Consider the following 14,157-nt stretch of genomic DNA (forward strand, 5'->3'; position numbering starts at 1 on the left):
AACATACAAAGCAACATTCTACCGCCGACGGCTTAGCGACGGCGTAAAAAATGCAGTGTTTTTTCGGCTTGCTGGTCTTGAGCCAACAGTTCGTTGCCAGTTTGGCGACAAAAAGCCTGAAAATCTTGAATGGCGTGCTGATCGGTGGTGATGACCTGCAACACTTGCCCGGACTCCAACTGTGCCAAGGCTTTCTTGGCGCGCAAGATGGGCAAGGGGCATTTCAGCCCGCTGGCATCAACCTGCAGATCGCTGCTGGGCAAGGCGCCGGTATCCTGTACCGTCATTACGCGCCCAACTTGCTTTCGACCCAGGCCTGCACCGAGGCATTAGCCTGTGGCAAGACACTGGCATCGGTGCCACCACCCATGGCCATGTCAGGGCGACCACCGCCCTTCCCGCCCATTTGCGAGGCCACGAAGCCCACCAGATCGCCTGCCTTGACCTTGGCGGTCAGATCGGGCGTTACGCCCGCCACGAGGCTGACTTTACCGTCAGCAACGATGGACAGCAGAATCACAGCAGACTGCAGCTTGTTCTTCAACTGATCCGCCATTTCACGCAAGGCTTTGGCTTCTACGCCTTGAAGCGTAGCCACCAGCAAGCGGCTGTTGTCGTTCAAAGGCACAGCCTGAGCCAGCAGATCCTGGCCTGCCGAAGCAGCCAGCTTGGATTGCATTTGTTCGCGCTCGCGCTCCAGATCCTTGATCTGACCTTGCAAGGCACTGATACGGGCAACCAGACCTTCTGGCTGGGTACGCAGGCTGGCAGAGGCATCGTTCAGCAGACGTTCCTGGGCTTGCACCCAGTGCAGGCTATTGGTGCCAGTAATGGCCTCAACACGGCGCACGCCAGCGGCTACACCGCCTTCCGAGACAATCTTGAACAAACCGATATCGCCCGTGCGCTGAACGTGAGTACCACCGCACAGCTCACGCGAGAAACCAATATCCAGTACGCGCACTTCGTCGCCGTACTTTTCACCAAACAAAGCCATGGCACCACCGCTGACGGCCTCATCAAAGGACATCAACTGGGCTTGCACAGCCTGGTTAGCCAGGACCTGATCATTCACAATGGCCTCGACCTGAGCAATTTGCTCGGCCGACATGGCAGCATCATGCGCAAAGTCAAAACGGGTTTTTTCAGCGTCTACCAGGGAACCACGTTGTTGAACGTGACCGCCCAGCACCTGACGCAGCGCTTTGTGCATCAAGTGAGTAGCCGAGTGATTACGAATCACGCGTGCACGACGTTCGGTATCCACCTGAGCTTGCAGCGTCTGGCCAACACTCAACGTGCCAGCGTTCAGTACGCCCTGGTGACCGAACACCTGATTGGAAATCTTCTGGGTGTCCTGAACGTCAAAAGACAGGCCATTATCGCCGCTCAAGGTACCGGCATCGCCCACTTGGCCACCGGACTCGGCGTAGAAAGGCGTCGCATCCAGAACCACCACAGCTTGCTGACCTTGGGTCACGGATTGCACAGAGGTGCCGTCCACATACAAGGCGGTAACGGTGCCGCTACCTTCCAGCGTGGTGTAACCATCAAAGCGGGTTTGCACACCGGAATAGCTCAGGCCTTCAGCCGTTTTGAACTTGCCCGACGCACGCGCCATCTGACGCTGGTTTTCCATGGCGACTTCAAAACCGTCCAGATCGACCTCAATGCCACGCTCGCGGCAGATGTCGGCGGTCAGGTCCACAGGGAAACCGTAAGTGTCGTACAAGGTGAACAGTGTTTGGCCATCCAGCTTGCTGCCCTCTGGCAAGGCAGCCAAAGCCCCTTCCAGAATGCGCATGCCATTTTCCAGCGTTTCGCTGAAACGCTCTTCTTCCTGGCGCAGTACTTGTTCGATACGTTCGCGTTGAGCAATCAACTCGGGGTAGGCTTCGCCCATCGCCTGACCCAGATCCTGCACCAAGCGGTAGAAGAACAAACCCTTCTGACCCAGCTTGTGACCGTGACGCAAGGCGCGACGAATAATGCGGCGCAGCACATAGCCACGGCCTTCATTGCTGGGGATGACCCCATCAATGATCAGGAAGCTGCAAGCACGGATGTGGTCAGCAATCACCTTGAGCGAGTTATTGCTCAGGTCGCTGGTCTTGGTTTCACGTGCGGCGGCCTGAATCAGGGATTGGAACAGGTCGATTTCGTAGTTGGAGTGCACATGCTGCAGCACAGCCGAAATACGCTCCAGGCCCATGCCGGTGTCCACACAAGGCTTGGGCAGCGGTGTCATGGTGCCATCAGCAGAACGCTCGAACTGCATGAAGACCAGGTTCCATACTTCGATGTAACGGTCGCCGTCTTCTTCGGGCGATCCGGGAGGGCCACCCCAGACATCAGCGCCGTGGTCGTAGAAGATTTCCGAACAAGGACCACAGGGACCGGTATCGGCCATCTGCCAGAAGTTGTCCGAGTTGTAGCGCACGCCGCCCTTGTCGCCAATGCGGATGATGCGCTCTTTGGGCACACCAATTTCCGAGGCCCAGATATCGTAGGCTTCATCGTCTTCCTGGTAGACGGTGACCCAGAGTTTTTCTGCAGGCAGTTGGTAAACCGTCGTCAGCAGTTCCCAGGCATAGCGAATGGCGTCTTGCTTGAAGTAATCGCCAAAGCTGAAGTTGCCCAGCATTTCAAAAAAGGTGTGGTGGCGGGCGGTGTAGCCCACGTTTTCCAGGTCATTGTGTTTACCACCGGCACGAACACAGCGCTGAGAGCTGGTAGCACGGTTGTAGGGGCGGGTTTCTTTACCCGTGAACACGTCTTTGAACTGCACCATCCCTGCGTTAGTGAACAGCAAGGTAGGGTCATTACCTGGAACCAAGGAAGCCGAGGAAACGATGTGGTGTCCCTTGGATTCAAAAAAAGAAAGAAACTTCTGACGAATTTCTGAGGTTTTCATTACATGCAACGCGATGGAAAATTTAACTGCCTATTATAAGACGATCAGCCTTGCAGCCCATGCGCGCGCTGCGCTGGCACAACACCTGCCGCCCCGGCATAGCAGTGAGAAGCCCGGACGCCACACTCCCTGTACGAGCGGCTGCGTAAGCGTCAAATAGTACTGTTTTCAGCGGGCAGAAACAACAATTCCGACCCCGGAGAGTCGGAACGTGAGACTACTCTGCCCGGAATCGGGAGGTCGCCATGACAGGCCAGAGAGCGCTAACCCTGGCCTGGGGCCGATCAGGCCTTGGGCTGGTAGGGATGATGCTCGGCCCAGTGGCGAGCAATATCTACACGACGACATACCCAGACGCGTTCGTGCGATTGCACGTAATCCAGGAAACGCTGCAGCGCACGGAAGCGGCCAGGACGGCCGATCAGGCGGCAATGCAAACCGATGGATAGCATCTTGGGCGCTTCTTCACCCTCTTCGTACAACACGTCAAACGCGTCTTTCAGGTAAGAGAAGAAATGATCGCCTGTGTTGAAGCCCTGAGGAGCGGCAAAGCGCATGTCGTTGCTGTCCAGGGTGTAGGGCACGATCAACTGAGGTTTGACGCTGTTGTCGCTCATCGGGACTTCGGCCCAGAAAGGCAGATCGTCACCGTAGTAGTCGGAGCTGTACAGGAACTGGCCTTCTTCAGCCACCAGACGCAAGGTGTTCGGGCTGTCACGGCCGGTGTACCAGCCTTCGGGGTGGTGGCCCAGCAAGTCCGTCAGCACTTTCACACACTGACGCATGTGTTCGCGCTCTACCTCTTCGGACACGTTCTGGTAGTGAATCCAGCGGTAACCGTGGCAGGCAATCTCGTGCCCCAGACGCACAAATTCTTGTGCCAGCTCGGGGTGACGCTCCAGCGCCATGCCCACACCAAACACGGTCATGGGCAAGCTGCGTTTTTCAAATTCCTTCAGAATCCGCCACACACCGGCACGCGAGCCGTATTCGTAAATGGATTCCATGGACAGGTGACGGTCCGGGTAAGCCGCCGCACCAATGATTTCGGACAGAAACTGCTCGGAGCCCGGATCACCGTGCAAGACGCAGTTCTCACCGCCCTCTTCATAGTTCAAGACAAACTGCACCGCAATGCGCGCCCGATCAGGCCATTGTGCATGGGGCGCGTTTTTACCGTAACCGATCAGGTCACGAGGGTACTTACTCAAGGACATACCGTCTCCGTTTAGCGTTTTACGCTGAGTGCCAGCCAAGGATCGGCAGCACTGCCATCACCCGCTTCGCTCATGCGATGTTCACAATCACTTAAGTGATGATGCATAGCCAGATGCGCGCCGTCGGCGTCGCCCTGGCTAAGCTTGTCCAAAATCTCTTTGTGCTCGTAGAACGAGCAGGCCTGTTCGCCCGGTGTGTCGTGATAGGCAATGATGAGCGTGGTGCGCGCACACAAGGTATGCATCAGTTCAGTCAGCTCGTCATTGCCGGCGCAGCGCGCCAGCATCACGTGAAACGCATTGGACAGGCGCAACCAGCTAATGCGGTCGCCATGTTCAAAGGCGTGTTGTTCACGCTCCACCAGTTCATACAAGCCAGCCAGGCGCTCCGGCAAATCAGGAAAGCTGATCAGTTTTTTCAGGATCAAGGCTTCCAGATCACGCCGCAGTTCAAACACATCACGTGTTTGCTTGGCGGTGGGCTTCCAGATAAAGGCGCCGCGATTGGGTTCAATCACCACAATCTTGTCGTGTTCGAGGGCAGCCAAAGCAGCACGTACGGTGGCACGTGAGCACTCAAAAATCGTGCACAGCGTGGCTTCCGTCAGTTTGGTTCCTGGCAAAAGACGCCGATCGACCACTGCATCAAAGATCTGGCTATATACACGCCCGACCTCACTATCTGCCAAGCCTCCCTCTAGCAGCGAGGAGGCGCTTGGCGCTTGGGATTCGCTCGTCGTCCCCTCTTGCCGCCGTATCTGAAGCATAGAATTTCTCGTTATTGACTATTGACAATTATTCGGTACCCCGACAAAATCGTCAACATAAATTGTCGACAATCTGATTCCTCAAACAGAGCGACAGTTTCGGGGCCTCAACCCAGCGCACTGATCCTTGCACCGTTGGCCCCCGGCCGGTTCTCAAAACTGGGCTCGCTGGACCTTTTTTGATCACCATAAACCGGAGACATTTATGGGAAAGCTATCAACCCACGTCCTTGACACGACTCAAGGCCGCCCAGCCAGCGGCGTGCGCGTCGATCTGTACACCATCGAAAACGATCAACGCACTCTGATCAAAACCACTCACACCAATAGCGACGGTCGCTGTGATGAGCCCCTGCTGCAAGGCGAGGCCATGCGCACGGGCGTTTTTGAATTGGTGTTTCATGCAGGTGCTTACTTTGCCGCCAACGGTGTTGCCGTACCCGAGCCACGCTTTGTGGATCAGGTCGGCATTCGCTTCGGCATTGCTGATGCCAACGCCAACTATCACGTTCCCCTGGTCGTGACGCCCTGGTCCTGGTCCACCTATCGCGGTAGCTGATCGCGTATCCAAGTCGACTTTTCGCTTCTATACGAAACCACTCTGATACGAGATCTTTATGTACGCTTACCTACTTGAGTACGGCAACCTGCTGCTGCGCTGGTTGCACGTCATCGCGGCGGTCGCCTGGATTGGCGAGTCCATCTACTTTGTGATGCTGGACAACGGCCTTAAACCCCCGAAAGGCGAAGAAAGCAAGAAACGCGGTGTATTTGGCGAGATGTGGGCTGTCCACGGCGGCGGCTTCTATCACAATCAAAAGTACCTGACCAACCCGGCCGAGCTGCCTGATGACCTGCACTGGTCTTTCTGGAAGTCCTACACCACCTGGCTGTCCGGTTTCTTCCTGTTCGCCCTGCTCTACCTGACCAAACCCGAGTTCTACCTGGTCAACCCCAATAGCCCCTGGGAATGGGCTGCCCAAATGACCGGCACACAAGCCAACGTCATGGCCATTGCCTTCCTGGCACTGGGCTGGGTGGTTTACAACGGCCTGTGCCGTCTGATCAGCCCCAACATGAACCGCGACGGCCTGCTGAGTGTGGCTGTGGCCATCATGATGGTGGTGGTGGCTTACCTGAGCGCCCACATTTTCTCGGGCCGTGCTGCCTTCTTGCTGACCGGTGCTGTCATGGCCACCAGCATGTCGGCCAACGTGTTCTTCTGGATCATTCCCGGCCAGCGCCGCATGGTCAAGGCACTGAAAGCTGGTCAGGCGCCCAATCCTCTGGATGGCAAACGCGGCAAACAGCGTTCGGTACACAATACCTACTTCACGCTGCCCGTTCTGCTGCTGATGCTGAGCAACCACTACTCGTTCACGTATAACAATCCGAATGCGTGGATCATCATGGTGCTGTTCATCTTTGCCGGTGCCCTGATCCGTCAATACTTCGTGCTGATGCACGCTGGCATCAAAAAGCCTGCCTACCCCGCCGCCGGTGTTGTCCTGCTGCTGATCGTGGGTTACCTGGCTGCTCCTGCCAGCCTGAAAGGTGAAGTTGCCAGTGCTCCTGCAGCCGCTAACGGCGCAGAAACCGTCAGCGTTGCCCGTATCCAGGAAATCATGGATGCCCGATGTGTTCAGTGTCACGCCGTCAAGCCTAACGCCGACTTTGGCTTTACGGCTGCCCCTGCTGGCATGTTGCTCGACACCATCGACAACACCGTGCTGCACGCCGACCAGGTAAAAACCGTGGTGCATTCCATGTACATGCCCCTGGGCAACATGACGCAAATGACCGACGAAGAGCGCGCAGCCATTGCCGCCTGGAGTGGCAAGCGCGACTAATGCAGAACAAGGCTCAAGCCTGACGAGCGACAAGCTCCGTAGTAACTTCCAACCCCGATATGATGAAAAATCATGTCGGGGTTTTTTCTTGCTTCGGGCCTGCGGGCTTGCTGCATGCGTAGGCATACCCCCTCCCCCTATAAAGGCAAACAGAGTTTGATCGCTTGGGCGTGTTGAGGTGGCGCGTCCATTTCAAGCTCAATACAACGACTACTCAGCGACAACAAACGTATGTTTTGATCCCGCTCTCTCCCAATAGGCCAGCGTTGTCCTTGCTGAAATACAAGCAGACGCTGTTCATGCTGAACTTCAGCCAACAGTTGCGTATCTCGCCCATAAATCGCCTTCAGCCTTGGCACGTTCACGAGCTTTGGTGGTGGGCTCTGAATAGCATCGCGATGATGGCTCTCGCCCTCTGCCGCTCTGCTGCAAGACGACATATTCTGACGAGCCTGCTCGGCTTCCAGCAGCAACATCTCCCTGACTATCGACACCATGGCTTCCGTCGCCCCAGCCGGTGTACTAAACGTCAACATCAGACCAAACAGAATGCTCAAAAGTCTGCATGTGATCCGCCAAATCCTGGTCGGCCAAGTCCCGATCCACAGATTCATAAACATAGCCTTCCAGCTCCACGATAAAAGCACTGCCCAGCAGCGAGGGATATGACTGCGGATTCAAAGACAAGCTCAAGCGCTCCCATTGCAGATCAGGGAGCTGTGCCGCTAGCAAATACACCGAGCGCAATGGCGATTGACTGAGCCAGGAGCGCCGCCACATACCTGCCCCTGTTTTTGCGTTCTCATCAGCAGACTCGACCCACTGGGCAGGAGCCAATGACAAGCGCATGAAAGCAGGCTGCAGGGCTGCCAGCTCGGTATGCAAACGTGAAGATGCCGCAACTAGCAGTCGCTCCTGATCTGGACTTGCCAAGGAATGAGGATTCAATGCCTGATACCTCCGCCGGATACGCAACTCAGCCTGCCCTAGTCCGGTGAACTCCAGCTCATTCGGCTCTCGAGTCTGGCTATGCATGGCTACGCTAAAACTGTGCACATTCTCAAACCCATAGTGCGCCTGACAGTCCCACAAGGCAGTCTGACGACGACAATCCACCTGCTGCAATTGCCAGTCCGCTCCCTGAGCGGGGAGCTCCTCCATCAGGCCCAGCACAGCCTGGATACTCGTCAAACCGGACTCCTCTTCCTGGGCTGGGCTGAACTCCCAATCAGACACGTTGGTGGCTAAGCGCCCCCGCAGATCAGCGGACAACACGCCCCCAAGCGTAGCCATCATCAGCAAAGACAACAGCACCAGACGAAGCGGAATCTTTTCACGCCACCTCACGCGTCTGACAGGCTGGTGTTGCATACGGCTCTGTGGCCCTCTGCCCTGCTCCAGGCAAACCCATAAATCGTCAGGCTGTCGCAGCTCACGGATGGAGGGATAACGAGCCTGCATGGCCTGCCGCAAGATCTGCACCTGCCCAACCTGAGCCAGGAGACAATCGCTACCCTCCATCACCAGGCCATGCTCCAGCACCAGAAACCACAAACGGCCAGGAGCCACCGTCCATAAAAGAAAAATTGCCTCTTGCGGGTGATGGGCAGCCATACAAGCAGCCGCGGAATAGGCTTGGGCTCGCGTCAGTCTTGCTCTTGAGGGCCCGTTCTGAGCCAGGCGCAGGACTGACTGCGTCCGCCGAGTGTTGAGCCAACTACTCGGCACCCAACCCATTGTCTGCCCTGCTCTTAGCCCTGCAGTTTGTCCTGCTGTCTGTTCTACGGTTTGGCCTACGACCTCCCCATCAACCTCTCCCCACACTTGTTGTACTTCTGCCTGCCTCTCCATTCGCGTTTCTATTTGCCTTTCTGTTGGCTTGCCTGCCTGCTCTTTCAAATCCCCACCCGCTGCCATCGCGCAAGACCAATACGATTGATGCATCTGAGGGGTTTGAGTCCGATGACTATCTCGCCCGGTATTTGCCCATTGCAATCCGAACCAGTACTCCCGTTGGGATAGGGCTGCACTCATTTCGCGCCTCCATCGCTTGAGCCACCTGCCGATGACTGATCCATGCGCCGCAATCCAGACTGCGGCTCCAAAGCCAAGCGACGTGTTTCATGGCGGTACAGCTCGATACGGCCTGCCTGATAACGCCACTTCAGGCTATATACCGCTGTAATCTGATCAAGCAACGCTGACAAACGCAGTTGCTCAAAAATCAGACCACCTTGCTGAGTCGGTTCCAGCACCTCCTCCACACCTGTTCGTGGGGAAACCTGCGTTAACGACAAGCGAGCCTGCGGACTGATGAACACGGTCAGCTCAGACAATAAAGACAAACGACGCGCCAGTTCATCCAGATCGGGCAAAGGCGTTTCCAAAGAAAAACTGAAGGTTTGGCTGGAGCGTAATGCCGCAGGCAAGACAGCCTGTTTTCGTAAAGGGACGGCCTCCCCCAGCAACCAGGGCTTGTCGACAGACTGAGCATGGGGCATAAGAGCTGCGCTGCCGTCATCCAGTGATACGGCATCATCCAGCCACGCCTGATCGACGTGCTGCCCTCGTGTTTGCAAGGTGCAGCCCGTCATCAAAAGCAAAAACAATAGGCAGAGGTAATTCATGACTGCCCCTCAGGCGGCACGCTCGGATCGCAGGCGTGCGGCCAAGCCAGAACCCTAAGCACCTGATTGGAGTAAAAACAGGCCTGCAAAGGATGTGCATTCAGTTGGGCAGCCGCTAATAATTGAGCCACAGCAGACTCAAAGCTTCCCTCAAAACGGGCCGCTGCCTTGACGGGGAAATCAAGCTCCAAGGTCCAGTGTTCAGGTGCAAAAGTCCATTTCGCTTGTTTAGCCCATCGGACTAATGCCTGCCTTAAGGTTCTATCCTTTATTCGCAGCTCAAAAACCGACTGTTCACTGGACGCTGTATCCAGAACAAGGGCTGGAACTGGCAGCACCTCTGAGCGGGCTTGAAAGGCCTGTGTCTGCACCAATTTCACTGGTGCAAATTCCCCTTCCTTCTCTTGGGCCGCCACTAAATCTGACGCAAACTTCCCAGGAGAAAAATTACTTTGGGCGGAAGAACCGGCCCGAGAAGGACTTGATGAGAAATGGCCTAGTAGAGGGTGAGCAAGCTGAGAGTGGCTTGCTTGGGCAGACTGCAAATGATCTTGCTGGAGGCGATCCTGTGGCACGGCATCTGACTTTTCTACGCCAAGCCATACAGACCCCTCACCATGGACACTCTTGCGCCCTAAGCTGGCCTGTGCCTGTGCTCGCCCAGCACGAAATATCAGCTCCGCCCATAAGCCGTCAATCACTTGAAACTGCCCCAAGGGTTTCAAAGACAGCAATGTTTCCTGCCCATTCCTGCGTCCCAACACCGCTGGCAGCATTTGCTCCGGTGAAAAATGCAGCCAAATCCGAACCCCATTATCAAAGACCTGCATAGGGCCTACCTGTGGGTCGCCGGACAAGCGCCAATCGAAGTTAAAGACGCGTGTGCCCGGGTCAGCCAAACGACCATCCGGGCCCAGGCTGGTCTGACAGGCGGGCAGCCCCAAACCACACATCACCAACACGCAGAAACGGACAAGAAAACGCATCACAGACACCCAAAGAAAAAACCCCATGTCCCGTTCAAGGGCATGGGGTTTATCTTCCGTGATGCTAGCCTAGGCGGCTAGATCGGCTTGTACGCAGAGATAAATCAGCGTCCTTTCTGGGCCACCAAACGGTTGGCTTCAGTGGCTGCCGTACGCAAGGCAGTCATCGCGGGCTGCTGACCATCCAGAGCGCTTTCCAGGCTCTGATTGAACACGGCACGAATCTGGCGGTAGTTACGGAAATTGCCTTTGGCTGTACCCGAGGTACCGCTGCTATAGGCACCCACCAGGTGCATCCAGTCGCCCTTGTCCTTGTAGTAATCGCTGCCTGTAGCATTGAAGGCTTCACGGCTCACCGGCAAGAAACCTGTTTTCTGATACCAGCGTGCTGCGTTTTCGGGTTGGGCCAACCAGTTGATGAAACGCGCCGAAGCCTGATCCTGCTCGGACTTATGGCCTTTGACCGCCCACAAAGCCGAACCCGTCACAAAAGGCTTACCGGGGGTTTGGGTGACTTCCGGGTAGTACGGCAAACCTGTCACGGCGTACTTCAAGCCGCGTGTGTCGCTGTATTCACCGATATGACCCGAATTGGAGAACATGACAGCACATTCACCCTTGGCAAAGCGCTGGGGCGATTCAGGCAGCGTGCCAGGCTTGACCATCAGTTCGGACTTCACCCAACTGATCATCATGGACAGGTGGCGGATATACATGACGTCAAAGTCAAAACCGACCTTGCCTTTGACTTTGGGGCCGGGAGCCAGACCATAAATCTGGTTATTCACGGCAGCCAGATTCTCCAGATTGATGGAGACAGACTGGTCAGAGGTCAAAGGGCAACGACGCGAACCTTTATTGGCCAGATCGACCAACTGGGCCTGCAGATCCAGCCAGACACGGCTTGGGACCGCTGGCTCGATCTTGGCCTTATCAAAGGCATCCAGGTTGTAGTACATGACCGGGATTTCGGCCATGAAAGGGAAGCCTTGCAATTGGCCGCGGCCATTGCGCACAAAGGAGTTCGAGGCCAGGAACCAGGACACATTGTCCATTTTTTCCCGAGCCAGCAAGGTGTACATAGGCAAGATATAGGAGCGATCAGCGACCTCGTCCAGACCGGACATCTCGCCTAACTGCACCAGATTGGGCAAGTCTTTGCCCGCTTGCATGGCCTGATCCAAAGAGGTTTCCGTATCATGCGCCTTGACCGTCACTTTGACGTCTTTCTGGCTACGATTGAAATCCCGAACCAAGCTTTCAAACTCGTCCTGATTGTGCGAGTTCAAAGCGGTCCAGACCTGAATATCAACGGCTGCCAGGGCGGTGGACCCGAACAGCAAAGCGGCTGAGCCACCCGCTGCCATCGCCAAAGCCATAACACCACGTTTCAACAGTAATCCGCGTAGATTTTTCATACATCCTTCAAGATAAAAAAGGAAATTCAGGTTCGGGTTGTCGTCCCATGACCAGGTCCGCCAAGGCTCGGCCAGAGCCTATACCCATGGTCCACCCCAGGGTGCCATGTCCGGTATTCAGGTACAGGTTAGGAATGGAAGATCGGCCTATCAGTGGGACATTAGATGCTGTGGCAGGACGCAGTCCTGACCAGAAATGAACATTATCAAAATCCAATGCGCTTGGGAACAGATCTGCGACATGGGTTAACAAAGCCTGACAGCGGGCGGGATTCAAACTGCGGGAATAGCCCGACAATTCAGCGGTTCCAGCCACCCGCAGGCTATCGCCCAGACGGGAAAAAACAAGTTTTTTATCTTTGTCCGTCAGACTGACGGTGGGTGCCCCCTCGGGCACCAGCACCGGGAAAGTGGCCGAATAGCCTTTGGCCGGGTAAACGGGGCAGGAAATCCCCAGCGGCTGCAGGACCGTGGGGCTGAAACTGCCCATGGCGACAACAAAAGCGTCCGCCTGGATGGACTCGTACGCGCCATCAGCACCAATCACCTCAACTCCTACGACTCGGCCCTTGGTCGTCAGCAAACGGGTGATCTGTGTGGAAAAACGAAACTCCACCCCGGCGCGCCTGGCCATCGCGGCCAAACCACAAGTGAACTGATTGGCATCACCAGATTCATCGTCTTTGGTGTAATCACCACCCACAATCTGATCGCGGGCCGACGCCAGAGCAGGCTCAAGCTGCACCAGTTCGTCCACGCTCATGATGCGCCGGTCCACCCCCATATCGCGCATGACATCGGCCATTTGCTGGGAATCATCCAGACTTTGCGCATCACGGTAAAAGGTGATGATGCCCTTTTCCTGATGTCGGTAATCAAAGTCCAGGCTAGGCCGCAATTGCTTGAGCGTGCTGCGGCTGTATTCAGCCATCGCCACCAGGGCACGCACATTAGGCGCAACCCGGCCGGGCAGACACTCTCGCAGAAAAGACAGGCACCAGCGCCACTGACGCAGATCCAGGCGCGGACGGAACAGCAAAGGAGCATCGTCCTGCAGCAACCATTTCAGCAGTTTGAGCGGCATTTTCGGGTTGGCCCAGGGCTCGGCATACGACACCGAGATTTGCCCACCGTTGGCACGCGAGGTTTCTTGTGCGGGACCGGTCCCCCGATCCACGACCACCACTTCACAACCTTGCTGGCTCAGCCACCAGGCAGTTGAAACCCCAATAATGCCGCTGCCCAGAACTGCTACTTTCATGTTTACTGTCCGCTTGTTGAGCTATTGATCAAGACGCTTACTTTACGTCTGCCAGGGACGTAAAGGCATCTGCAAAATAATTGTCCGGATTCAGTTGAGCTTGCTCCACAAAATCCTTGCGAGCCGCCTCAACCATACCCGGCGCACCACAGGCGTAGACCTGCCAGGCCGACAGATCAGGCAAATCAGCCAATACGGCCTGATGCACAAAGCCGGTACGTCCCGTCCAAGCATCTTCGGGCTGAGCGTCCGAAATCACCGGGATGAAACGCACATTAGGCAGTTCGCTAGCCCACTTTTCAGCCAGTTCGGACTGGTACAGATCCTTGGGTCGACGACCACCCCAATACAGGGCCACTTCACGCTGGCTGCCGGTTTGAATCAAACGCTCGATCAAGGCCTTGATCGGTGCAAAACCCGTGCCGCTGGCCAGGAACACCATAGGAGCAGCGCTGTCTTCACGCAGGAAGAAAGAACCCAAAGGCGCTTCCACGCGCAGAATTTCACGCTCTTTCATGGCGGTGGCACCGGCACCGAACACGTGATCGGTAAACACGCCGCCGGGCATGTGACGGATATGCAATTCCACCTGATTGTCTTCCCGTGGCGGTGTGGCCATAGAGTAGCTGCGACGGCTGCCATCTTTCAGGATGAACTCCAGATACTGGCCGGGGTAGTAACGGAATGGCTCGGACGATGGCATTTGCAGACGCACCACCATCACATCATCACGTACCTTTTCCAGCCCCACGACGCGCGACGGCATTTTGCGAATCTGGATATCGGTCGCCATACGAATTTCGTGGGACTCGATCAGCATATCGCTGCTGGGCTTGGCCTGACAGAACAGGGTGTAGCCCGCCGCACGGTCGTCTTCGCTCAGCAATTGCTCGGGCGCACGGCCTGCATCATATTCACCTTCAATGACCTTGCCACGGCAAGACGAACAGGTGCCATTACGGCAGCTATAGGGCAAGACAATGCCCGCATTCAGCGCGCCATCCAGCACAGATTGTCCGGGCTGTACGTCAAAACTATGCCCGCTGGGCTGAACCGTGACTTTGAAACTCATATCCCACACTCAAAAAAGAAAGCTATCAGGCGGAGGGCCAGCCTC

The 14,157-nt window shown here is 56.1% G+C and carries 13 protein-coding genes; 2 read left to right on the plus strand and 11 right to left on the minus strand.

Annotated elements, in window-relative coordinates; all coding sequences use genetic code 11:
* Positions 1 to 32: 32 nt before the first annotated feature.
* The 4 genes from OSH09_RS05535 to OSH09_RS05550 form a co-directional block, all read right to left on the minus strand.
* Positions 33 to 287, minus strand: a complete 255-nt coding sequence (locus tag OSH09_RS05535; protein ID WP_207875142.1) for a sulfurtransferase TusA family protein — start codon at positions 285 to 287, stop codon at positions 33 to 35.
* Positions 287 to 2,914 carry an alanine--tRNA ligase gene (gene alaS, locus OSH09_RS05540; protein ID WP_266120402.1) on the minus strand — a complete coding sequence of 876 codons (2,628 nt, stop codon included), beginning with the start codon at positions 2,912 to 2,914 and terminating at the stop codon, positions 287 to 289. Before alaS ends, OSH09_RS05535 begins: the two co-directional genes overlap by 1 nt.
* Positions 2,915 to 3,198: 284 nt before the next feature.
* Positions 3,199 to 4,131, minus strand: a complete 933-nt coding sequence (puuE, locus tag OSH09_RS05545; protein WP_207875144.1) for an allantoinase PuuE — start codon at positions 4,129 to 4,131, stop codon at positions 3,199 to 3,201.
* A gap of 11 nt (positions 4,132 to 4,142) precedes the next feature.
* On the minus strand, positions 4,143 to 4,898 hold the full coding sequence (locus OSH09_RS05550) for a GntR family transcriptional regulator (RefSeq protein WP_207875145.1): 756 nt from the start codon (positions 4,896 to 4,898) through the stop codon (positions 4,143 to 4,145).
* Between the two features lie 205 nt (positions 4,899 to 5,103).
* Between OSH09_RS05550 and uraH the strand changes: the two genes are divergently transcribed.
* Together uraH and OSH09_RS05560 are read left to right on the plus strand one after the other, a co-directional pair.
* Positions 5,104 to 5,457 (plus strand): hydroxyisourate hydrolase, encoded by a 354-nt coding sequence (gene uraH / locus OSH09_RS05555; protein ID WP_266120403.1) that lies wholly within the window; start codon positions 5,104 to 5,106, stop codon positions 5,455 to 5,457.
* A gap of 58 nt (positions 5,458 to 5,515) precedes the next feature.
* Positions 5,516 to 6,748, plus strand: coding sequence for a urate hydroxylase PuuD (locus OSH09_RS05560; RefSeq protein WP_207875147.1), 1,233 nt, complete (start codon positions 5,516 to 5,518; stop codon positions 6,746 to 6,748).
* Between the two features lie 137 nt (positions 6,749 to 6,885).
* On the opposite strand, the gene OSH09_RS05565 is transcribed toward OSH09_RS05560, so the two are convergent.
* The 7 genes from OSH09_RS05565 to OSH09_RS05595 form a co-directional block, all read right to left on the minus strand.
* A complete protein-coding gene (locus OSH09_RS05565; RefSeq protein WP_266120404.1) occupies positions 6,886 to 7,305 on the minus strand; it encodes a hypothetical protein in 420 nt (139 codons plus the stop codon).
* Positions 7,271 to 8,362 (minus strand): hypothetical protein, encoded by a 1,092-nt coding sequence (locus tag OSH09_RS05570; protein ID WP_266120405.1) that lies wholly within the window; start codon positions 8,360 to 8,362, stop codon positions 7,271 to 7,273. The genes OSH09_RS05565 and OSH09_RS05570 overlap by 35 nt, the downstream gene beginning before the upstream one ends.
* Positions 8,363 to 8,778: 416 nt before the next feature.
* The gene (locus OSH09_RS05575) at positions 8,779 to 9,375 is read right to left on the minus strand and encodes a hypothetical protein (protein ID WP_266120406.1); all 597 of its coding nucleotides are present in this window, start codon (positions 9,373 to 9,375) and stop codon (positions 8,779 to 8,781) included.
* Positions 9,372 to 10,205 (minus strand): TcpQ domain-containing protein, encoded by an 834-nt coding sequence (locus tag OSH09_RS05580; RefSeq protein ID WP_376912112.1) that lies wholly within the window; start codon positions 10,203 to 10,205, stop codon positions 9,372 to 9,374. Before OSH09_RS05580 ends, OSH09_RS05575 begins: the two co-directional genes overlap by 4 nt.
* Before the next feature lie 260 nt (positions 10,206 to 10,465).
* A complete protein-coding gene (locus OSH09_RS05585; protein ID WP_207875152.1) occupies positions 10,466 to 11,779 on the minus strand; it encodes an extracellular solute-binding protein in 1,314 nt (437 codons plus the stop codon).
* A 7-nt stretch (positions 11,780 to 11,786) separates the two neighbouring features.
* Complete coding sequence (locus tag OSH09_RS05590; protein ID WP_266120407.1) at positions 11,787 to 13,040, minus strand: D-amino acid dehydrogenase; 1,254 nt, start codon at positions 13,038 to 13,040, stop codon at positions 11,787 to 11,789.
* Positions 13,041 to 13,077: 37 nt separating this feature from the next.
* A complete protein-coding gene (locus OSH09_RS05595; RefSeq protein WP_266120408.1) occupies positions 13,078 to 14,112 on the minus strand; it encodes a CDP-6-deoxy-delta-3,4-glucoseen reductase in 1,035 nt (344 codons plus the stop codon).
* Positions 14,113 to 14,157 lie beyond the last annotated feature (45 nt).

Origin of the sequence: Alcaligenes parafaecalis, assembly GCF_026344135.1 — a bacterium.
Taxonomy (GTDB): Bacteria; Pseudomonadota; Gammaproteobacteria; order Burkholderiales; family Burkholderiaceae_B; genus Alcaligenes; species Alcaligenes parafaecalis.